The organism is Amycolatopsis sp. CA-126428 (genome assembly GCF_002904335.1).
GTDB lineage: Bacteria > Actinomycetota > Actinomycetes > Mycobacteriales > Pseudonocardiaceae > Amycolatopsis.
In genome coordinates this window covers 1-21,047 of sequence record NZ_PPHF01000164.1, presented here as the reverse complement: position 1 = coordinate 21,047, position 21,047 = coordinate 1, and the positions used below count along the sequence as shown (strand labels likewise).

The following is a 21,047-nucleotide window of genomic DNA, read 5'->3' as shown; positions in this document are numbered from 1 at the left end:
CGCGCACCTTGACACGTTCGATCGCGCTCGCTTTACTGCTGTCCACGTCGGAACGAACACCCGGCGTCAGAGGTATGCCCAGCCGGTATGTCGGTTCCCCCGCGAGCCCGGACTGAGTCGCCAGGACCTCTTCGAGAGTCCGAGGCGGGGTCGTGCCCACCATCATCCGGAGTTTTCGATGATGTCGTTTCCGTTCCCCGGCAAGGCACCCTGATGGACCGCCGCGGATTCCTGCGCGGCGCCGGTGGTCTGGCCCTCGGTGCCGCCCTCGCCGGCTGCGGCCCGGCGCGGGCCACCGGGGGCCCGGTCACCGTCGAGATCTGGCACGGCCAGACCGACACCGGCAAGAAGGTGCTCGACACGCTCGTCGCGGACTTCCACCGGACCCACCCCGGGATCCGGATCGACCTCGGCGGCGGGGTCCTCGCCGACGCGATGCTCCAGAAGATCACCGCGGCGCTCGCGTCGGGGTCGTTCCCGGACATCGCCTACGTCTTCGGTTCGGACCTCGCCAGCGTGGCCCGCAGCCCCAGCGTCGTCGACGTCACCGACCTCGTCGACGCGGGCCCCGGCTTCTGGGCCCCGGCCCGCGAAGCGGTCACCGTCAACGGCCGCGTCCGCGCGGTCCCGGCGCTGCTCGACTCGCTGGCCGTGGTGTGCAACAAGGAGCTGTTCGCCAACGCGGCGATCCCGCTGCCCGACGCCGGCTGGACGTGGGCCGACTTCGTCGCCACCGCGCGAAAGCTCACCGACCCGGGCACCGGCACCTTCGGCACCGCGTGGCCCGCCACCGGCGACGAGGACACCGTGTGGCGGCTGTGGCCGATGATCTGGGACCTCGGCGGCGACGTCATCGGCGCCGGTGGGCGCGGCATCGGGTTTGCCGATCAGGGTGTCCGCGTCCTCGAAGTCCTCCGCGACCTCGCCGCGGCGCACGCGGTCTACCTCGACCCGAAGACCGGCAGCGAGCAGATGTACCAGGCGTTCGAAGCCGGTCACATCGGCATGGTCCCGACCGGCCCGTGGCAGCTGCCCGACATCGCCGACGCCGGGATCGACTACGCGGTCGTGCCGCTGCCGAGCTTCAGCCGCCGTGGAGTCACCATCTCCGGCCCGGACACCTGGACGCTGTTCGACAACGGCGAAGAACGGGTGACGGCGGCCCGCACTTTCCTGTCCTGGCTGGCGGACCCGGCGCAGGACGTCCGCTGGGACGACGGCGCGGGCAGCCTCCCGCTGAGCCGCCGGACGCAGCAACTGCCCGCGTGGCAGGACAAGACCGCCGAGACCCCGGGGCTGCCGGTGTTCGTCGACGCGCTGGAGAACGCCCGCGTCCGGCCCGTGCACCCGGCCTACCCCCAGGTGTCGGCGGCGCTCGGCACCGCGATCGTCGCCGTGCTGCTCGGCCGGGCGACCCCGGCCGACGCCATGCGCGACTGCGCCGCGGCCGCGAACGCCGCCCTGATCATTCCGCGATAGGGAGCCGCCATGCCCGGACTGCCGAGGCCGATCACCGTCACACCGAGCCAACGCCAGCGGCGCGAAACCGCGGCCGCGTGGGCCTACGTCTCCCCCGCCGTGCTCATCATCCTCGGCCTCGGCGTGGTGCCGGTGCTCTGGTCGCTGGTGCTGTCCTTCCAGGTCGACGACCTGGTGACGCCGAGCCGCTGGGTCGGCCTGGACAACTACGCCGCGCTCGCCCAGGACCCGCACTTCGCGCAGGCCGTGGGAAACACCGTGCTGTACACGGTGCTCTACGTGCCGCTCAGCATCCTGTTCGGGTTCCTGCTGGCACAGGCGCTGAACCGGCGCATCCGCCTGGTCGGCGTCTACCGGACGCTCGTGTTCGTCCCGTTCGTGCTGTCGGCGACGGCCCAGGGCGTGCTGTTCTCCTTCATCCTCGACCCGCAGTTCGGCGCGGCCAACTCCCTGCTGCACCACCTCGGCGTCTCGCCGCAAGGGTTTCTGACCGACCCGGGCCAGGCGTTGCTGGTGCTGGTCGGCATCACGCTGTGGAGCGGCACCGGCTTCTGCGTCGTGGTGTACCTGGCCGCGCTGCAGGACGTCCCGCCGTCGCTGGTCGAAGCCGCGCGGCTGGACGGCGCCGGAACGTGGCGGGTGCTCCGGCACGTGACGCTGCCCGCGGTCACCCCGGTGACGGCGTTCCTCGTGCTGTGGCAGCTGATCACGTCGCTGCAGGTGTTCGACCTGGTCTACGTGACGACCAAGGGCGGCCCGCTCGGCTCGACCACGGTCATCGTCTACTTCGTCTGGGAGCAGGCGTTCAAGAACTTCACCGCCGGCTACGGCGCGGCGTCGGCCTACGTGCTGGCGCTGGCCCTGCTGGTCGTCGTGATCGCCGTCCGCCTGCTGCGCCGGCCCGGGAAGGCGCTCCGATGACGATACAGCCGACACGGCCCGCCCGGCTCGACGTGCCCGCGACCCCCGCCGTGCTGCCCGTGCTGCGCCGGCCCCGGCTGCCCTTCAGCCCGTGGCACCTGCTGCTCGTACCGCTGGCGCTGCTGTTCGCGGCGCCGCTGGTGTGGCTGCTGCTCAGCTCGGTGATGAGCAACGCCGAGATCAACCGGTTCCCGCCCGCGCTGTGGCCGTCCCAGGTGGACTTCGCCGGATACCGCTACGTCCTCGAGAACGCGCTGTTCCTGCGCTGGTTCACGAACTCGCTGATCGTCTCGGCGGTGACCGTCGTGTCGAACCTGCTGTTCGGCACGCTCGGCGGGTACGCGTTCGCGCGGATGCGGTTCACCGGCTCGCGGGCGGTGCTCGCGCTGATGGTCGCGACGATGGCGATCCCGTTCCAGCTCACCATGATCCCGACGTTCCTGGTGATGAAGAAGCTCGGCCTGATCGACAGCCTGGGTGCGCTCATCGTGCCGTCGCTGGTGACGCCGTTCGCGGTGTTCCTGCTGCGTCAGTTCTTCCTGTCGCTGCCGAGGGAACTCGAAGAGGCGGCCTGGATCGACGGCTGTTCGCGGCTGCGCGTGCTGTTCACCATCGTGGTCCCGCTGTCGCGGCCCGCGCTGAGCACGGTGGCCGTGCTGACGTTCCTCAGCACGTGGAACGACCTGACCTGGCCGTTGATCGCGGTCAACCACGACACGACCTACACGCTGCAGCTGGGGCTCACCACGTTCCAGGGCCAGCACCACACGAACTGGGCCGCGGTGATGGCGGGCAACGTCATCACCGTGCTGCCCGTGCTGCTGGCCTTCCTCGGCGCGCAGAAGACGTTCATCCAGTCGGTCACCTCCAGCGGACTCAAGGGCTGAGGCGTCCCCACCGCACGAACCGGATCGGAATTTCCATGCCTGTCAAGATCACCTTCGTCGGCGCGGGCAGCGTCGTGTTCACCCAGGGCCTGCTCGCCGACCTGTTCGCCTACCCGGAACTGGACGGCGTGCACGTCGCCCTGCACGACATCGACCCGGACCGGCTGGCCACCGCGCTGGCCGCGGCCCGGCGGATCGCCGAAGTGCGCGGCGTCAAGCCGGTGCTCACCGCGCACGCGAACCGCCGGGAAGCGTTGTCGGGCGCGGACTTCGTCGTGAACATCGTCCAGATCGGGATGGGCGAGGCGACGCGCACCGACTTCGAGGTCCCGGCGCGCTACGGCCTGCGCCAGACCATCGGGGACACCCTCGGCATCGGCGGGATCTTCCGCGCGCTGCGGACGTTCCCCTTCCTGAAGGCCCTCGGGGAAGACATCGCCGACGTCTGCCCGGAGGCGTGGCTGCTGAACTACACGAACCCGATGGCGATGAACGTCCAGTACCTGAGCGAGGCCACCGGGCTGACCCGGGTCGTCGGGCTGTGCCACTCGGTCTACTGGACGGTGCACGGTCTCGCCGAGCTCGTCGGCGTGCCGTTCGACGAGGTCACCTACGTCGCGGCCGGCGTCAACCACCAGGCGTGGGTGCTGCGGTTCGAGCACGCGGGCGCCGACCTCTACCCGCGGCTGCGGGAGCTGGCCGAGTCCGACGGGCAGCTGCGGCGGCGCGTCCGGTTCGACATGCTGCGGCGGCTCGGCTACTACCCGACGGAGACCAGCGAGCACTCCGCCGAGTACGTGCCCTGGTACCTCAAGCACGACAGCGAGATCGAGCGCCTGCGGCTGCCGATCGGGGACTACCTCGGCATCGTCGCGGAGAACGAAGCCGAGTACGAACGGACCCGCCGGGCGATCGCGGCCGACGAGCCGCTGCCCGTCGAAGGCACCGGCGAATACGCGCCGCAGATCGTCCACAGTGTCTTGACCGGCACCCCGCGGACCATCTACGGCAACGTCGTCAACCGGGGCCTGATCGAGAACCTGCCGTCCGGCGGCGTGGTCGAGGTGCCGTGCCTGGCCGACGACACCGGCGTCCGGCCGACGCGGATCGGCGCGCTGCCGCCGCAGCTCGCCGCCCTGAACCGGACGTACCTGAGCGTCAACGACCTGGTCGTGCGCGCGGCCGTCGAAGACGACCCACACCACATCCGCCACGCGGCGATGACCGACCCGGCCACGGCGGCGGCGCTGCCGGTCGAGCGGATCTTCGAGCTGTGCGACGACCTGGTCCGCGCCCACGGCGACCGGCTCCAGCCCGCCCTCCGAGCCGTCCTCGGCCGCTGACCCGCGGCTTCCGGAATCGGCGGCGGGCGGGGCATCGCCGAGCCCCGCCCGCCGCGGGCCCGGCCGCACCGGGTACCCCGCTCGGCCGGGACCGATGCACCGGCACTTCGCCGGCCCGCCGCGGTACAACCCCTCCGCCGTGGGCGCTGATTCGTGGCCGGCGACCGTGAAGCGGTGAAATTTTCCCGAACGCCCGTCACCGGCGCCGGGTGGTTGGATACCCGCTCACCGGTCTTGTCGACGGCCAACGGTTTACGCTACGGTGACCTGGGAGCGCTCCCAGCCCGCGGGCTCAATGCCTGCTGCCTCGCATTCCGTGAGAGAGGAACACCATGCGAGATACCGTGGGAAGGAAGCGCGCGGTCCCCCGCTCGGGTCTCCGAGGGGTGTGCGCAGTGGTGCTGGCCGGCCTGGGTGTCGTGCTCCCGGCACCGGCCGCCTCGGCCGCCACCGTGGACACCGGCGCCGCGTACGTGCTGGTCAACCGCAACAGCGGCAAGGCGCTGGACGTCTCCGGAGGCGCCACCTCCGAGGGGGCCAGGATCACCCAGCGCACGCGTGACGACCGCACTTCGCAGCAGTGGCAGTTCGTCGACTCCGGCGGCGGCCAGTACCGCATCAAGTCCAAGCACAGCGCCATGGTCCTGGGTTTTCCCTCCACCGCCGACCGCGCCGGGCTCGTGCAGAGCACCGACACCGGCCGCGCCGGGCAGCAGTTCCGGCTGGCCGACTCCGCGGGCGGCGACGTGCGCCTGCTCAACCGGGCCAGCGGCAAGGCCGTGGACGTGCTGGGTTCCTCGACCGCCGACGGCGCGCGGGTCGTGCAGCTGCCCGACTCCGGCGGGGCCAGCCAGCGGTGGCAGCTGATCAAGCTGAACGCCGACACGACGCCACCGACCGCGCCGGCCAACCCCCGCACCGCGAACCTGACGTGCACCGGCGTGACGTTCTCGTGGTCGGCGTCGTCCGATGACGTCGGGGTGGCCTTCTACGACGTCTACCACGACGGGCAGCTGATGACGTCGGTGCCCGGCACGGCGCTGTCGGCCGACCTGACCGTCGTGCCCGGGGCGACCTGGGGCCTGTACGTCAACGCCCGCGACGCCGCGGGCAACGTTTCCCAGGCCAGTCCCACGGTTCCGGTCAGCGTGCCGCAGTGCCAGGCCGACACCGAACCACCCACCACCCCCACCGGCGTGACCGCGACCGCGTCCGGCACGACGGTCACCGTGCGCTGGACGCCCGCCACCGACAACGTCGGCGTCACGGGCTACGAGGTGCTGCGCGACGGCACCGTGGCCGGCTCGGCCAGTGGCGCGGCCACGACGTCGTTCACCGACAGCGGCCTGGCCGCGAACACCCGCTACCAGTACCAGGTGCGGGCGCGTGACGCCCAGGCCAACCGCTCGGCCCCGAGCACGGCGGTTGCGGTCACCACCGGCGCCTCCTGCGCCACGGCGCTGTGCTCGGTCACCAGGGTCACCACCGAAACCGACCTGCCCTGGGGGCTGACCACCCTGCCCGGCGGACAGGTGCTCTACAGCCGCCGCGACACCTTCGAGATCGTCCGCCTCGACCCCGCCACCGGCACGAAGACCGTCGTCGGCCGGATGCCGGACGTGGCGGGAACCGACGGCGAGGGCGGAGTCCTGGGTCTCGCCGTGGCCACCGACTTCGCGAGCGACCCGTGGCTCTACGTCATGCACACCAGCTCGACCGACAACCGGGTGGTGCGCATCCGCTACACCGGCGGCGTGCTCAGCGGCAGCCCGCAGATCCTGCTCACCGGCATCCCGCGCAACAAGTACCACAACGGCGGCCGGCTGCGCTTCGGGCCCGACGGCAAGCTCTACATCTCGACCGGTGACGGCCAGAACGGCGACTGGGCCCAGGACCTCACCATCCTGGCCGGCAAGGTCCTGCGCATCAACCGGGACGGCACCGTTCCCTCGGACAACCCGTTCGGCACGCCCGTGTGGAGCTACGGCCACCGCAACCCGCAGGGCCTGGCCTTCGACTCGCAGGGACGGCTCTGGGAACAGGAGTTCGGCAACTCCGTGATGGACGAGACCAACCTGATCGTCCGCGGCGGCAACTACGGCTGGCCCCGCTGCGAGGGCACCACGGGCAGCTGCGGCGAAGCCGGCTTCATCGCGCCCAAGCACACCTACCCGGTGGCCGAGGGTTCGTGCAGCGGCATCGCCGTGGTCCGCACCGGCCTCTACATCGCCTGCGAACGCGGAACGCGGCTGTACCGGGCGGAAATCTCGGGTGACAGCCTCACCGACGTCCAGCAGTACCTCAACGGCACGTACGGGCGGCTGCGCACCGTGGAGCCGTCCGCCGACGGCGGCTTGTGGCTGACCACCAGCAACTACGGTGACAAGGACAGCATCCCCAACAACAGCAACGAAAGCATCCTCAAGGTCGAGCTCGGCCGGTGACCCCCGGCCGCGGGCCGGGACCACCGGCCCGCGGCCGTCCCCTCACGGAAGGAGAGCCGGCATGGCTCACCGCAGGACACCCACGCACCGTCGACTGTGGACGGTGCCGGCGGCGGCGATCGTCATCGCGGGCGCGGTGGCGCCCGCGGCGTCCGGCGCCACCACGGCGGCACCCTGCACCCCAGGGGCGACCTACGGGCCGCCGTTGCCGGGCGAGGCGGTGACGGCCCAGCTCGTCCGGGGCGGGTTCGCCTTCCTCGAAGGGCCCACCTGGGACCGGCGGACGGGCACCCTGCTCCTGTCGAACATGCAGAACCCCACCGGTCCCCAGAGCGTGCAGCCGTCGGCGATGCTCCGGTACACGCCGCCGGCCACCTTCGAGACGTTCATCGCCGCCTCCGGCAGCAACGGGCTGGCGATCAGCGCCGACGGGACGCGGGTGCTCGCCGCCACCCACGACAACCGCACGGTTTCCGCCTACAGCCTGGCCGACCGCAGCCGCACGACGGTGGCGGCCGGCTACCTCGGCCGCGCGTTCAACTCGCCGAACGACCTGACCACCGGCCAGGACGGCACCACCTACTTCACCGACCCGAACTACCAGCGCGGCAACCGCGCCGACGAGCAAGGCGGCCGCACCAGCGTCTTCCGCGTCCGCGACGGCGTGGTGAGCCTCGTCGACGACACGCTGCCGCAGCCGAACGGCATCGTCCTGTCCCCCGACGGCAAGACCCTCTACGTGGGGGCCACCGGCGCCAACGCGATCATGAAGTACACCGTCTTCCCCGACGGCACGACCGGCAACCGCACGACGTTCGCGAGCATGCGAACCCCCGACGGCGCGACCATCGACTGCGCGGGCAACCTGTACTGGGCCTCCTACGACGAAGGGCTCGTCCACGTCTTCGCCCCGACAGGCACCCAGCTCGGCACGATTTCCGCCGGTCGCAACACCACGAACGCGGCATTCGGCGGCCCGGACGGGCGGACGCTGTACCTCACGTCCGGTGTCACCGGCAACTTCGGCTTGTACCAGACGCACCTCAATGTGCCCGGCAACCCGTACTGACCGAGCCGGCGCGGGTTCGGCCGCGGATCGCCTTGGCGGAGGAGCAGGCCTTGTCGCCACGGCACGGCCGGGCTGGGTGCGGGTTCGACCGCACCCGGCCCGGCCGTGTCCGTCCCTGTTCCGCCCCGTCCGCGGATGCCTCATCAGGTGAGCGGCGCATCGGGCGGCTTCGCGCCGCCCGCCTCGGGAAGTTGTCGCGCGCAACTGCAACAGATCGCGCGCCGGGGGCATCTTAAGGGGTGTGCACTTCGAAGAGTTCGCACGAGAACAACTGCCCAGCCTGCTGCGCTTCGCCGCCGTCCTGACCGGTGACCGGGAACTGGCTCAGGACGTGGTGCAGGACGCGCTCGTGCGCGCGCACAAAAGCTGGCGGCGGATAGCGACGGCGGACCGGCCCGAGCTGTACATGCGGAAGGTGGTCGTCAACGGCTATCTCTCGTGGCACCGCCACTGGTACCAGCGGTCCGTGCACCCCACCTCGGACGTGGCCCGGTTCCGGGAGCCGGCCGCGCCCGATCCGGCGCGGCGGATCGCCGATGCCGACCAGCTCACCGGGATGCTCGCCCGGCTGAGCCGCGCGCAACGGGCGTCGATCGTGTTGCGGTTCTACGAGGACCGCGACGACGACGAAATCGCGGCGGTGCTCGGCTGCGCGACCGGAACGGTGCGCAGCCACATCTCGCGCGGACTGAACTCGCTGCGCATCCAGCTCACCGAAGGCAAGGAGACCGTCTGATGACCGACCTCGACGAGTTGCGCCGCGCGCTGCGCGCCCGGGAAACCCTGGCGCCCGATCCCGGTGCCGTGCTGACCGTCGCGACCCGCCGGATCCGGCGGCGCCGGACGGTGAGCGTCGCCGCGGTGACCCTCGCCGTGGCCGCCGCCGGTGCCGGCACCTTCGCCTTGCTCGACCGGGGTGCCCCGGCGGTGTCACCGGTCACGCCCGCGAGCGCGCTGTCCGACGTGCCGGCCGATGCCGAGGTACCCCCGGCCGCGCCGTCGGTGAGCCTGCAGGACCGTTCCTGGGAGCTGGCCATGTGGGCCGTCCAGCCGCACTTCGCGAGCCTGCACTACGGGCAGGACCACAAATACGCGTTCGAGATCGAAGTCCGGGAGAGCGCCGCCCCCAAGGGTGCCCTGCCCGCGAAGCCTTCGACCGCCGGCCAGCTCGCCCATCCGCAGTCGGTCATGTGGCAGGACGGACCGGATCGCTGGATCTGGGCGAGGACCACGAAACCGGTGACGGCCGGGGAAATGCTCGCCCTGGTGGGGAAGATCGGCACCACGCCGCCGTCGATCGCGTCGCCGCTGAAGTCGGTGCGCGTCCCCGACGGGCAGAAGGTCGTCACGTTCACCAGCGAACCCCTGGCCAACACCCTCGTCCTCTGCCCCGAAGCCGACGCGGTGAAGGCCCCGCTCGACAGCCGGTGCTTCTCCATGTTCGTTTCACCGAGCAGCCGCGCCGCGGACACCGTTTCGCCCGGGGACCCGCTCCCCGTGCACCAGCACCGGACGCTGGGGGCCTACACCATCGAAATCGACAGCTCGCCGGCCGGCAAGCAGGCCGCACAGGAACTGCTGAATTCGGTGCAGCTGAACCACTGATTGGTTTCACCGGTATTCATCGGAACACTTCCGGAACCCGCACGGGTAGCAGTGCACGGCAAAGGGGCGCCGCCGCGCCCCTTTGCCGTCTCACCGTCCCGCATTCGTGAGCATTGGCGAATCGCCCTGCCGAAAGAGTTTCGATGCGTACCTCCGTGATCTTCGTCCTGCTGAGCGTCATCGTCGGTGCGGGCGCCGCGGCGATCTTCCTCGATCCCGCGAAGGTGACCGCCACACCGCAAAGACCGGCCTCGACCACGACGCCGGACATCCCCGCGCGGTCGTCGATCGCGCGCCCGGCCGCACCGAGCCCGAAGGACGTCAAGGTGGCGGTCGACGTGCGGGGCGAGTGGTCCTGGGCGTTGCGCGAACTCGGCTCGGGTGTCGTGGTCGGCGACGGAACCTTGCGCAACACGACCGAATCCATGGTCAAGATCTGGCTCGCGGTGGACTTCCTCGCCTCGCACGCGGCACCGCTCGCGGCCGACGACGAGAGCCGGCTGACCCGGATGATCCGGGACAGCGACGATCGCGCCGCCCAGGCGCTGTACCTGCGGCTCGGCGGGGACGAGTCGATCCGGCGGATGATCCGGGCGTGCGACCTGCACGAGACGCGGATCCACCCGGACTGGTGGTCCAAGACCACGATGTCCGCGAGCGACGCCACCCTGCTCGGCCGGTGCGTGGCGCGCGGTCCGGGAGTGAGCGAACCGTGGCGGACCAAGGTGCTCGAGCTCATGCGGTCGGTCGATCCGGGCACCGCGTTCGGCATCCCGGAGGCGCCGGCCCTCGCGGGCGAGCGCGTCGCCGTCAAGAACGGCTGGACGCGGCACGGCACCTGGTGGGCGGTGAACTGCCTGGCGATCTGGGACCACTGGGTGCTCGCGGTCATGGTGCACTACCCCGACCAGGGCAGCGAACACCGCTACGGGGCCGATGTCTGCATGAACGTGGCCCAGCAACTGTTCGGCTCGTGGTGAGCCGGCCGGGGCAAGGCGTGGACAAAGAGCCGGCCACCATCGAAAATGGTTCACATGGACAAGGTCTTCAGCCGCCGGACCGCACTGGTCGCCGGCGCGGGCCTCAGCGCCGGCCTCGCGTTCCCGGGCGTCGCCCGGGCGGCCGGCGACGGCATCGTGGGGTTCACCCTCGACGCCGAGACCCTCGACGGCGGGGAACAGATCACCTCGGTCACCCTCGGCACCGCCCGGATCGGGCCGATCGACCCCGCGAGCCTGACCACGGGCACGTTCCGCGTGCACGCCAAGGCCACCAGCCCGATCGACACCGGCGGCCAGGACGCCGGCTACGACCTCGACCGGCCCGTGACGGCCGCCCGGCTGGACCGCCGCGGCGACATCGTGCTCGAACTCGCCCACGGGGAAGGCCAACCCGGAGCGGGCACCCTCGGCTACCTCGACAGCAAGAGCCGCAACGTCCGGCTCGACCTCGTCTACACCATCACGCAGACCGCCCCCGTCCGTTCGCGGCACGGCCGCCCGGTCACCTTCACCCGGTTCACGCAAGGCCGGCTGGCCAACCCCGAGGTCGACGCCTTCGGTTACCACACTTCCCGCTCCGGGATGAAGTACCGGCTGTACTCCCCCGCGGCGCCACGCGGCCGGCGGCCCTTGATCGTCTGGCTCCACGGCGGCGGCGAAGGCGCTGCCCTGCCCGATCACTACTACGACAACGAAACCACGTTGCGCGCCAACCGCGGCGCCCTCGGGTTCGCCACCCCGGAAGCGCAAGCGATCTTCGGCGGCGCCTACGTGGTGGCCCCGCAGAGCACGTCCGCCTGGATGGACGACGGCCCCCGCTTCGCCCCGCTCATCCACGAAATCATCCGGGAGGTCCAGCGCATGCGGCCGATCGACCCCGGCCGCGTCTACGTCGCGGGCTGCAGCAACGGCGGCTACATGACCCTGAAGATGACGACGACCTACCCGGAAACGTTCGCCGCGGCGGTCCCGATCTGCGGCGTCGTCAGGGCCCGGAAAGCGGGCGATCCCCCGCTGGTGGCCGACGCCGAACTGGCCGCGATCAGCACCCCCACCTGGCTGGTCGCCTCCCGCGACGACGACACGGTGGACCCCTTGGCCAACACCGTCCACGCGCACGAACTCATCCGCCGCTCCGAACTGACGCTCTACGACCAGGTCGTCCGGAACGGCCACCGGTTCCCCGGCCACTGGTCGTGGATCTACGTGGCCCGCAACGACCCGAGCACCCACGGCACCCACCTCTGGCAGTGGCTGGCGCGGAAACGCCGCTGAACCCGACCCCGGGTGCGCGGTCAGGGCAGCGCGTCCAGCAGGGCGTCGAGGGTGATCGGCAGCTTCCGCACCCGCACGCCGGTCGCGTGGTACACCGCGTTCGCGACCGCCGCCGCGGTGCCGACGATGCCGATCTCGCCGACGCCCTTGGTGCCCATGGGGTTCACGTGCGGGTCGTGCTCGTCGAGCCAGTCCGCGCGCAGGTCGCCCACGTCGGCGTTGGTGGCGATGTGGTACTCGCCCAGGTCGTGGTTGACCACGTGCCCGGTGCGGGGATCCATGACGCTGCCTTCGAACAACGCCATCGACAGCCCCATCGTCATCCCGCCGAGGAACTGGGAGCGCGCGGTCACCGGGTTGACGATCCGGCCGGCCGCGAACGTGCCGTACAGCCGCGGGACGCGGATCTCGCCGGTGTCCGCGTCGACCCGCACCTCGGCGAACTGCGCGCCGAAGGCGTACATCGAGTACTGCTCCTCGGCCGGGTTCTCCGGCGTGTCCGCGCTCGCTTCGGCGCCCTCGGCCGGGTCGGTGCCGAACTTGTCCCGGAACGCCCGCGCGGCCGCGACCACCGCCGATCCCCACGACGCGGTGCCGGACGAGCCACCGGCGACCGTGGCGTTCGGGTAGGCCGTGTCGCCGATCCGGGCCTCGACGTCCGGCGCGGGCACGCCGAGCGCGTCGGCCGCGATCTGCGGCAGGATCGTCCACGCGCCCGTCCCGAGGTCGGCGGCGCCGATCTCCACGACGTACCGGCCGTCTTCGAACCGGATGAGCGCCGTGGAGCCGGGTGATCGCTTCGCCGGGTACACCGACGCGGCGACGCCGGTCCCGGTCAGCCACCGGCCGTCCCGGCGGACGCCGGGACGGCGATCCCGGTCCGCCCAGCCGAAGCGCTCGGCCCCGGTGCGCAGGCAGGCGACGAGGTTCCGGCTGGAGAACGGGCGCCCGTTCTCCGGGTCGCGGTCGGGCTCGTTGCGCACCCGCAGGTCGACCGGGTCGATGCCGAGCGCCACGGCGAGCTCGTCCATCGCGACCTCCGGGCCGAACATCCCCGGGCACTCCCCCGGCGCCCGCATCCACGACGGCACCGGCACGTCCAGCGCGGCGAGCCGGTGGCTGGTGGCCCGGTCCGGCACCGCGTACATCATCCGCGCGGGCACCGCGGTCTGCTCGGCGAACTCCTTGATCCGCGAGGTCTGCTCGACGACGTCGAGCCGCAGCGCGCGAAGGCGCCCGTCGCGGTCCGCGCCGAGCCGGACGCGCTGGATCGTCGGCGTCCGGTACCCGGCCAGTGCGAACATCTGCTGCCGGGTCAGCGCCAGCTTGACCGCGCGGCCCGGCACCGCGCGGGCGGCCAGTGCGGCGAGCACGACGTTCGCGTGCGGCCTGCCCTTCGACCCGAAGCCGCCGCCGACGTAGGGGCAGCGGACCCGGACCTTTTCCGCGGGCAGCCCGAACACCTCGGCGAGGGTGGACCGGACGGAGTGCACGCCTTGCGTGGAGTCCCAGAGGGAAAGCACCCCGTTGTCCCACAACGCGGTGGTCGCGTGCGGCTCCAGCGGGTTGTTGTGCTGCATCGCCGTCGTGTACGTCTCCTCGACGGTCACCTCCGCGCGGGCGAGCCCGGCGTCGGCGTCACCTTGGGCGGTGTCGGTCGGGAAGTCCGGGTTGACCGAGTCCGGCGCGTACAGGTCGTCGCGATCGGCGCCGAGCACGACGTCGTGCGGCTCGGCGTCGTACTCGACCGTCACCAGCTCCGCGGCGTGGCGGGCGGTCTCCGGGGTCTCGGCCAGCACCAGCGCGACCACGTGGCCGCGGAACGGGACGTCGTGGTCCTGCAGCACCGCGAGCTCGGCGTCGTCGGTGCTCGCCAGCCGCTCGGCGGTGAACGGCGTGATCACCTGCACGACGCCGTCGACGCTTTCGGCGGCCACGGTGGCGATCCGGCTGCAGCGGCCGCGGCCGATGGTGGCCTGCACCGGGTGGCAGTACAGCGGCCGGTCGGCCGGGGCCTCGAAGGCGTACGGCGCGGTCCCGGTGACCTTGGCCGGGCCGTCGCGGCGGGTGGTCGCGGTCCCGATGGCGTGGGGTTCGAGCAGCTCGGTCATCGGCTCGGCTCCTCGGTCGTCAGGTCGCGCAAGACCGCGACCAGGGTGCGGCGGGCGAGCGGGATCTTGAAGGCGTTCCCGCCGTCGACGCCCTCGAGCGCGCGGGCGGCGGCCAGCTCGGCGTCCGCGGCGGCGCGGAACACGTCTTCGCCCGGCCGGGCGCCACGCAGCACGGCTTCGGCTTCGACGGCCCGCCACGGTTTGTGGGCCACCCCGCCGAACGCGACGCGGATGTCGGCGATCCGGCCCTCCACTGTGGACACCGCGACGGCGACCGAAACGAGCGCGAACGCGAACGACGCCCGGTCCCGGACCTTGCGGTAGGCCGACCGCCGCGCCCACGGCACGGCGGGCAGCGTGAAGCCGGTGATCAGCTCGCCGTGCGCGAGCACGGTGTCGCGTTCGGGGGTGTCGCCGGGCAGCCGGTGCAGGTCCCCGAAAGCGATTTCCCGCTCCCCGCCGGCCCCGGTGACGTGCACCCGGGCGTCCAGGATCGCCAAGGCGACCGCCATGTCCGACGGGTGGGTGGCCACGCAGGCTTCCGACGCGCCGAGGATCGCGTGCTGGCGCGTGGCCCCGCCGAGGGCCGAGCACCCCGAACCGGGCGCGCGCTTGTTGCACGGCGTCGTCACGTCCTGGAAGTACAGGCACCGGGTGCGCTGCAACGGGTTTCCGCCGGTGGTGGCCATGTTGCGCAGCTGGGCGGACGCACCGGACAGCAGCGCTTCGGCCAGCACCGGGTAGCGTTCGCGAACCACGGGGTGGTTCGCCAGGTCGCTGTTGCGGACGCCGGCCCCGAAGAACAGGCCGCCGGCGTCCTCGCGGATCTCCGCCGAAGTCACGCCGGTGACGTCGACGACCCGGTCCGGCCGGGCCACCCCCAGCTTGAGGTGGTCGACGAGGTTCGTGCCGCCGCCGAGGAACACCGCAGCCGGCTCCCCGGCCACGGCCCGCACCGCCTCGGCCACGGTGGCGGGCTTGGCGAAGGCGAAGGTCTTCATCGCGACTCCCGGACGGCGGCGACGATCCCGGCGTAGGCCCCGCAGCGGCACAGGTTGCCGCTCATCCGTTCGGCGATCTCCTCGTCGGACCACCGCGGGGCAGCACCGACCGGCGAAGTGACGTGGCTCGGGGCGCCGTCGGCGAACTCGGCCAGCAGCCCGGCCGCCGAGCAGATCTGCCCCGGTGTGCAGTACCCGCACTGGAAGGCGTCGTGGTCGAGGAAGGCCTGCTGGATCGGGTGCAGGCCACCGTCGGCGGCCAAGCCGGCGGCCGTGGTGACCTCCGCGCCGTCGCAGGTCACCGCCAGGGTCAGGCAGGCCAGCACGCGACGGCCGCCGAGCAGCACCGTGCACGCACCGCATTGACCGTGGTCACAGCCCTTTTTCGGGCTCATCGCGCCCAGCTGGTCGCGGAGCAGGTCGAGCAGGGTGCGCCGCGGGTCCACCGCCTGCCGGTGCTCGGTGCCGTCGATCCGCACCCCGATGGTGTGGTCCGGGTCAGCGTCTTCGGTCGTCGCCATGGGCCCGCCGCCTCTCCGTGTGATCGTTCGGCGTACCCGCTCGGGAGGGTCCGAAACGAACAGCGGGCCACTGGTAAGGGCACGTCGACGGGCAATGTCACCTGCGGCCGTTTGGCGGAGGCCCGGAGCGGCTATCGACGCGCTCGACCGCGCCGGCCGGCTCGAGGAGGCCCGCACGGCGTTCGAGAAGATGCTGACCTACGCCAACCACGTCGGCCTCTACGCCGAGGAAATCGCGCCGACCGGGGAGCAGCTCGGCAACTTCCCGCAGGCCTTCACCCACCTCGCCCTCATCGACGCCGCGGTCACCCTCGATGCCGCGCTCGGCTGACCCGGCCGAGCCCGGCGGGGTAGAAAGCGTCGCACCGGGGGAAATCGCGGCCATGGCGCTGCCCGAAGCGCTCTTCCTGCGCGGATACGCGGTAGGTTCCGGCTGACCGGTCGTCGATTCCGGCTGACGTCGTTCGACGCGTGGTCGAAGGCGCCCGCGGGGGCCCACCGAGCAGAGGACACCGCATGACCGAAGTGACCGCCGGCCACGCCCGGCGAGCGATCGTCGAACACACCCGGCGCCTGGCGGACGCGGCCGCCGAGGCCGGTCCCGGCGCCACCGTGCCGACGGCCCCGGGGTGGACCGTCACCGACCTGGTCGCGCACGTGGGCCAGACCCAGCACTGGGTCGCGGAGATCATCGAGCACCGCATCACCGACCCCGCCCGGCTGCCCACGGAAATGGCCGAGCTGCCCACGGACCCCCGCGAGTGGCCGGCGTGGCTGGCCGAGGCCGCGCAGCGGGTCGCGAGCGCGTGCTCCGATGACGCGCTCGACGCGCCGGTGTTCAACGCCGCGGGCGACGAGCGCTCCGGGACGCGGTTCTGGCTGGCCGGCCTGCTCAACGAGGCCGTCGTCCACGGCATCGACGCGGCCAACGCGGCGCACCGGCCCACCGACGTCGAGCCCGCCGTCGCGGCCGCGCTCATCGGCAACCACTTCGCGATGCTCACCTCCCCCACGTGGGAGCGGCAGCGGCCCGAGTCCGCCCACGCCCTCCGGGGCACCGGGCAGACCCTGCAGTGGCGGGCCACCGACACCGAGGACGGCGCCGACGCGTGGTTCGTCGAACGGCGGCCCGACGGCGCGACGTGGCAGCCCGCGACCCGCGAGGCCGACGTGACGGTGACCGGCCCGGCGGGATCGCTGCTGATGGTCCTGACCCGGCGGCGCCCTCTCCCCGATGGCCCCGACGGCGAAGGCACCGACCTCGGCATCGACGGCGACCTCGGCCTGGCCCGGCATTGGCTCGGCAACACCGCGCACGTCAGCGGCTGACGAGTGTCGCGAGGCCGGCCGCCAGGCCGCGGATCGAAGGAGACGACCACCATGGCCCGCTTGGTCTCACTGAACGTCGGACTGCCCCAGGACGTGCCCTGGCAGGGCCGCACCGTCCACACGGGAATCTTCAAGTACCCGGTCGACGGCCGCCGCCTGGTCCGCCGGCTCAACGTCGACGGCGACGGCCAGGGCGACCTGGGCGGCCACGGCGGCGAGAACCGCGCGGTGCTCGTGTACCAGCGCCAGTCCTACGAGCACTGGCGGCGGTTCCTCGGCCGCGAGGATCTCGAGGACGGCCGGTTCGGCGAAAACTTCACCGTCGACGGCCTGCCCGACGACGAGGTGCACATAGGCGACCGGTACCGGATCGGCGAGGCCGAGTTCGAGGTCACCCAGCCGCGTGTCACGTGCTTCCGCGTCGGGATGCGCCTCGGCGAGCCGCGGATGCCCGCCCTGCTGGTGGCGCACCACCGGCCCGGCTTCTACCTGCGGGTCATCACCGAAGGCCACGTCCAGGCCGGCGACGAGATCGTCCGCACCCGGACCGGCCGGCACGAGCTGAGCGTCGCGGACGTCGACGCGCTCCTCTACCTGCCGGGCCGCGACCAGGAAACCCTGCGCAAGGCCGTCGACATCCCGGCGCTCAGTCCCGGCTGGCAGGGATCGTTCCGCGACCTGCTGGCCGCGGCGGAGCCACCGGTATCCCACGGCTGGAGCGGGTTCCGGCCGCTGCGCGTCGCCCGGGTGGTGCCCGAGAGCACGACCGTGGCCTCGCTGCACCTGGCCGCCGAAGACGGCGCACCGCTCCCCCGGCCCGAGCCGGGCCAGTACCTCACCCTGCGGGTCCCCGGGGCCGGCGACCCGGCCCCGGTCCGCAGCTACTCGCTGTCGGCGGCGCCGTCGGACCGCGAGTACCGCATCAGCGTCAAGCGGGACGGAGTGGTCAGCAGCTACCTCCACACGCGCCTGGCGGCCGGCGCGATCGTGGACGTCGCAGCGCCCCGAGGCGACTTCGTCCTGACCGACGACGACCGGCCCGTGGTCCTCGTGTCCGCGGGCATCGGCGTGACGCCGGTCCTGGCCATGCTGCACGCCCTCGCCGCGAGCCGGACCGCCCGCGAGGTCTGGTGGCTGCACACCACCCGGACCGCGGCCGAACACGCGTTCGCCGGCGAAGCGCACGAGCTGCTGGCGAGCCTTCCGCACGGCCACGAGCACATCCACTACACCGCGGAAACCGGCCGGCTGACCCGCGAAACGCTGTCGGCTTGGGCTCTTCCCGCCGACGGCACGGCCTACTTGTGCGGACCGGACGCCTTCATGACGGCGATGCGAGAGTCCCTGGTATCACTCGGTTTCGACCCCACTCGTGTCCACAGTGAACTGTTCGGCGGCGTGTCCGCGATCAACCCGGGCCTCACCGGCGTGGTCCGGAAGACTCCCCATCCCCCGGCCGGTCCCGCGGGAACGGGACCGGCGGTCACGTTCGCGCGCAGCGGCCTCACGGTGCCGTGGAGCGACGGCTACCCGAGCCTGCTCGAGTTCGCCGAGGCCTGCGACGTGCCGACGCGCTGGTCCTGCCGCACCGGCGTCTGCCACACGTGCGTCACCCCGGTGCTTGCCGGCCACGTGCGGTACGACCCCGAACCGCTCGAGCCACCGGCACCGGGCGAGGCACTCGTCTGCTGCGCCCGGCCACTGGAGGACGTCGTCCTGGACCTCTGACGACGGCCCCGGCCCGCGGCGCGATCGTTACGCCGATCGGGTGATCGCCCGCGAACTCCCTCAACCCGCGATCACCGTCGGCCGTGTCGGCTTCGAAGTCGACCACTGCCGAAGGAGAAACCGTGACCACACGGCCTGCCCAGCGCAGCCTGACGTTAGCCGGGATCATCGTCGCAGCCACCTCCGCACTCGTCGGCCCGGCTGTCGCCGGCACCACCGACACCGAGGTCGTCTGCTACGCGAACGCATTGTGCAACAGCAGTACGGGCGGTGGGACCACCGTTTCGAAGGTCTACGCCTGGCGAGACCGCAGCGAGACCGGCGCAACCGGATTCTTCGAGGTCTTCGGCCCCAACGGGTACAAGCAAACCGGCCCCACCGATCAGGAGGTCGACCACACCTTCACCGTGAACCGATCCTTCCCGAACGGCTCGCTGATCTGCGTGTCCTTCTGGAAGAAGAACAGCAACGGCTCCTTCACCAAGTTCAAGGGCGTGAACGGCAACGCCTGCACGTCGGTCCCGATCTTCGGAGCTTGAGACCGAGCGACGCGCAGCGCTCCTCGGGCGCGCCGCTGGAGCCTGTATCGAAGTCGGTCAGAGCGGCCACCTGCTTGACGTTCTCATTGGCGGCCTCGATCCCGAGGGACGGCAGAACGTCAACTCACACACTCGACCAGGCCAGCGCCCTGGACAGACCTGGGCAGCCCTTCTCGTGCGCTAATCGGGTTTCGACCGATACAGCATCGCCTCTGCATACTCAGTCACGAGCGATGGCAACCTTCATGCCCACCCAGTTGGCGGTACCAAAAGCCCGCACGTGTGCGATTGTCAGAAGTGATCACTATGGGGAGGCAATAATGCGAAGGTCTTTGACCATTGTCATGCTCGCACTACTTGGCGTTCTTGGAATTGGCATTTCGTCAAATGTTGCCAATGCGATCGGGTTCAGCGAGACCTGCAACAAGTGGGGCGGCTGCGCCGCTGCGAACATGTCGTTCTCGAATCGATCGGCCACGATCCAAGGATACGTAATCAACAGCCCGAGCGGACCGACGACCGTTATGTTCGAGTTCTACGCCGGAGGAAATATCTTCAGTACGCAGACGCGGACCGCGGATAACGAAAAGCGCTCCTTTCATTTCACCGAGCCAGGTCCGGTGGGCGGTTTCGACTTCGTTCGCGTTTGGTTGATCAACAAAGTAAGCTCCGGCTACATTCAAATTGGTGATTATCCAAATCGGTGATGGCGATGTTCGCGCCGACAGTCATGCTCACTCCACCCGGAGAGGAACCAAGTGAGACGACCCCTAATAAGTATCGCCTTTGCACTACTTAGCGTTGGCGGAATTGGTTCACCAACAAGTGTAGCCAGTGCAACTGCCGGCCCCGCACTGGCTGATGACCACTGCGTCGCAAAAACTGGCTGCATCGACTTGAGCGTTTCGTTCTCGAATCGTTCGGTCACGGCCGTAGGATCGTTATACGATTACAGCAATGCCGGTTCGACGACTGCACTGTTTGATTTTTACGTCGGCACCAACGAGTGGAGCAATCAGACCCGGACGGCAACGAGCGAGAGGAAATCCTTCCATTTTACAGAGACGGGACCGTTGGGTGGTATTGATTATGTCGAAGTCTACCTGATCAATAATTCAACAGGCGACAAAACATGGGTCGCGTATTGCCAAAAATCGACCGGAGGCTGCCATTGGGAAATTTAGTGCTAATATCGAAAATTATCGGGCTTGTCTCCGGTAGGTGGTTCGTCGACCAAGAAGAACCTGAACACCGGAGACGGGCGCGCCGCGGCGGCACATGCCCGCAGGGTATGGATCCTGGGCGGCGGATGGGCTGTTCCGGCGCCGGCAACATGCAGGTGTCCGGCAGACGATTCTGACCGCGCTGCAAGCCGCGGCCGAGGCGGTCGGGCGGATCACGGGGGACGTGAGCGTGGATTCCACGATCGCTCGGGTGCATCAGCATGCCGCGGGGGCGCGGAAAGGGGGATCTGCAGGCCGAGCCGCCCGGACAAGCCCGCAGTTCATTCCGGTCCTGGCCGGGATGCGGGTGCCCGTCCGGGTGTCGGCCGGCCGCGGACGCGTCCGGATCGGGTGCTGGCGGGCAAGGCCTGCACCTCGAAAGCCAACCGGGCTCACCTGCGCAGTCGCGGGATCGAGGCGACCATCCCGAGCAAGGCTGATCAGGACGCGCACCGCAAGGCCGAGGGGAACGAATGGCTCTGACCCACTTCGATACAGGCCCTAGTAGTGCTTTGTTAGGTGTTGGTGTGTCGTGGGGGCGTGGAGCGGGCTGGATGATTTCATGCTTCGG

18 protein-coding genes and 1 pseudogene are annotated in these 21,047 nt (G+C 70.9%); 16 read left to right on the top strand and 3 right to left on the bottom strand.

What is annotated here, in order from left to right; translation table 11 throughout:
• Positions 1–213 precede the first annotated feature (213 nt).
• The 10 genes from C2L58_RS41890 to C2L58_RS41845 all read left to right on the top strand — a co-directional run bounded on the left by C2L58_RS41890 (position 214) and on the right by C2L58_RS41845 (position 12,024).
• On the top strand, positions 214–1,479 hold the full coding sequence (locus C2L58_RS41890; protein WP_103343163.1) for an ABC transporter substrate-binding protein: 1,266 nt from the start codon (positions 214–216) through the stop codon (positions 1,477–1,479).
• 9 nt (positions 1,480–1,488) lie between these two features.
• Entirely contained in the window at positions 1,489–2,400 is a 912-nt protein-coding gene (locus tag C2L58_RS41885; protein WP_233226226.1) for a carbohydrate ABC transporter permease, read from the top strand.
• Positions 2,397–3,287 (top strand): carbohydrate ABC transporter permease, encoded by an 891-nt coding sequence (locus tag C2L58_RS41880; RefSeq protein ID WP_103343162.1) that lies wholly within the window; start codon positions 2,397–2,399, stop codon positions 3,285–3,287. Before C2L58_RS41885 ends, C2L58_RS41880 begins: the two co-directional genes overlap by 4 nt.
• 35 nt (positions 3,288–3,322) lie before the next feature.
• On the top strand, positions 3,323–4,630 hold the full coding sequence (locus tag C2L58_RS41875) for an alpha-glucosidase/alpha-galactosidase (protein ID WP_103343161.1): 1,308 nt from the start codon (positions 3,323–3,325) through the stop codon (positions 4,628–4,630).
• Positions 4,631–5,016: 386 nt separating this feature from the next.
• A complete protein-coding gene (locus C2L58_RS41870; RefSeq protein ID WP_103343160.1) occupies positions 5,017–7,074 on the top strand; it encodes a PQQ-dependent sugar dehydrogenase in 2,058 nt (685 codons plus the stop codon).
• Between the two features lie 61 nt (positions 7,075–7,135).
• Complete coding sequence (locus C2L58_RS41865) at positions 7,136–8,143, top strand: SMP-30/gluconolactonase/LRE family protein (RefSeq protein ID WP_103343159.1); 1,008 nt, start codon at positions 7,136–7,138, stop codon at positions 8,141–8,143.
• A 241-nt stretch (positions 8,144–8,384) separates the two neighbouring features.
• Entirely contained in the window at positions 8,385–8,879 is a 495-nt protein-coding gene (locus tag C2L58_RS41860; protein WP_103343158.1) for a SigE family RNA polymerase sigma factor, read from the top strand.
• A complete protein-coding gene (locus C2L58_RS41855) occupies positions 8,879–9,748 on the top strand; it encodes a hypothetical protein (protein ID WP_103343157.1) in 870 nt (289 codons plus the stop codon). The genes C2L58_RS41860 and C2L58_RS41855 overlap by 1 nt, the downstream gene beginning before the upstream one ends.
• A gap of 143 nt (positions 9,749–9,891) precedes the next feature.
• The gene (locus C2L58_RS41850) at positions 9,892–10,728 is read left to right on the top strand and encodes a serine hydrolase (protein WP_103343156.1); all 837 of its coding nucleotides are present in this window, start codon (positions 9,892–9,894) and stop codon (positions 10,726–10,728) included.
• A 54-nt stretch (positions 10,729–10,782) separates the two neighbouring features.
• Entirely contained in the window at positions 10,783–12,024 is a 1,242-nt protein-coding gene (locus C2L58_RS41845; protein ID WP_103343155.1) for a prolyl oligopeptidase family serine peptidase, read from the top strand.
• A 20-nt stretch (positions 12,025–12,044) separates the two neighbouring features.
• Here the strand turns inward: C2L58_RS41845 and C2L58_RS41840 are convergent, their stop codons facing one another.
• From C2L58_RS41840 to C2L58_RS41830, 3 genes are read right to left on the bottom strand one after another with little or no spacing between them, the layout of a single operon-like run.
• Entirely contained in the window at positions 12,045–14,135 is a 2,091-nt protein-coding gene (locus tag C2L58_RS41840) for a xanthine dehydrogenase family protein molybdopterin-binding subunit (RefSeq protein WP_103343154.1), read from the bottom strand.
• Positions 14,132–15,136: an FAD binding domain-containing protein gene (locus C2L58_RS41835; protein WP_103343153.1), complete on the bottom strand. Its 1,005-nt coding sequence runs from the start codon at positions 15,134–15,136 to the stop codon at positions 14,132–14,134. The genes C2L58_RS41840 and C2L58_RS41835 overlap by 4 nt, the downstream gene beginning before the upstream one ends.
• A complete protein-coding gene (locus C2L58_RS41830; protein WP_103343152.1) occupies positions 15,133–15,657 on the bottom strand; it encodes a (2Fe-2S)-binding protein in 525 nt (174 codons plus the stop codon). The genes C2L58_RS41835 and C2L58_RS41830 overlap by 4 nt, the downstream gene beginning before the upstream one ends.
• 133 nt (positions 15,658–15,790) lie before the next feature.
• Between C2L58_RS41830 and C2L58_RS41825 the strand changes: the two are divergent.
• The 6 genes and pseudogenes from C2L58_RS41825 to C2L58_RS48985 all read left to right on the top strand — a co-directional run.
• Positions 15,791–15,988 (top strand): annotated as a pseudogene (locus C2L58_RS41825) (glycoside hydrolase family 15 protein); the annotation flags it as partial.
• 185 nt (positions 15,989–16,173) lie between these two features.
• Positions 16,174–16,986 carry a maleylpyruvate isomerase family mycothiol-dependent enzyme gene (locus C2L58_RS41820; RefSeq protein WP_103343151.1) on the top strand — a complete coding sequence of 271 codons (813 nt, stop codon included), beginning with the start codon at positions 16,174–16,176 and terminating at the stop codon, positions 16,984–16,986.
• A 51-nt stretch (positions 16,987–17,037) separates the two neighbouring features.
• Positions 17,038–18,714, top strand: a complete 1,677-nt coding sequence (locus C2L58_RS41815) for an MOSC and FAD-binding oxidoreductase domain-containing protein (protein ID WP_103343150.1) — start codon at positions 17,038–17,040, stop codon at positions 18,712–18,714.
• Positions 18,715–18,797: 83 nt separating this feature from the next.
• Positions 18,798–19,253 carry a hypothetical protein gene (locus C2L58_RS41810; RefSeq protein WP_146073785.1) on the top strand — a complete coding sequence of 152 codons (456 nt, stop codon included), beginning with the start codon at positions 18,798–18,800 and terminating at the stop codon, positions 19,251–19,253.
• 332 nt (positions 19,254–19,585) lie between these two features.
• Positions 19,586–19,960 carry a hypothetical protein gene (locus C2L58_RS48990; protein ID WP_146073784.1) on the top strand — a complete coding sequence of 125 codons (375 nt, stop codon included), beginning with the start codon at positions 19,586–19,588 and terminating at the stop codon, positions 19,958–19,960.
• A 51-nt stretch (positions 19,961–20,011) separates the two neighbouring features.
• Complete coding sequence (locus C2L58_RS48985; protein WP_146073783.1) at positions 20,012–20,437, top strand: hypothetical protein; 426 nt, start codon at positions 20,012–20,014, stop codon at positions 20,435–20,437.
• Positions 20,438–21,047 lie beyond the last annotated feature (610 nt).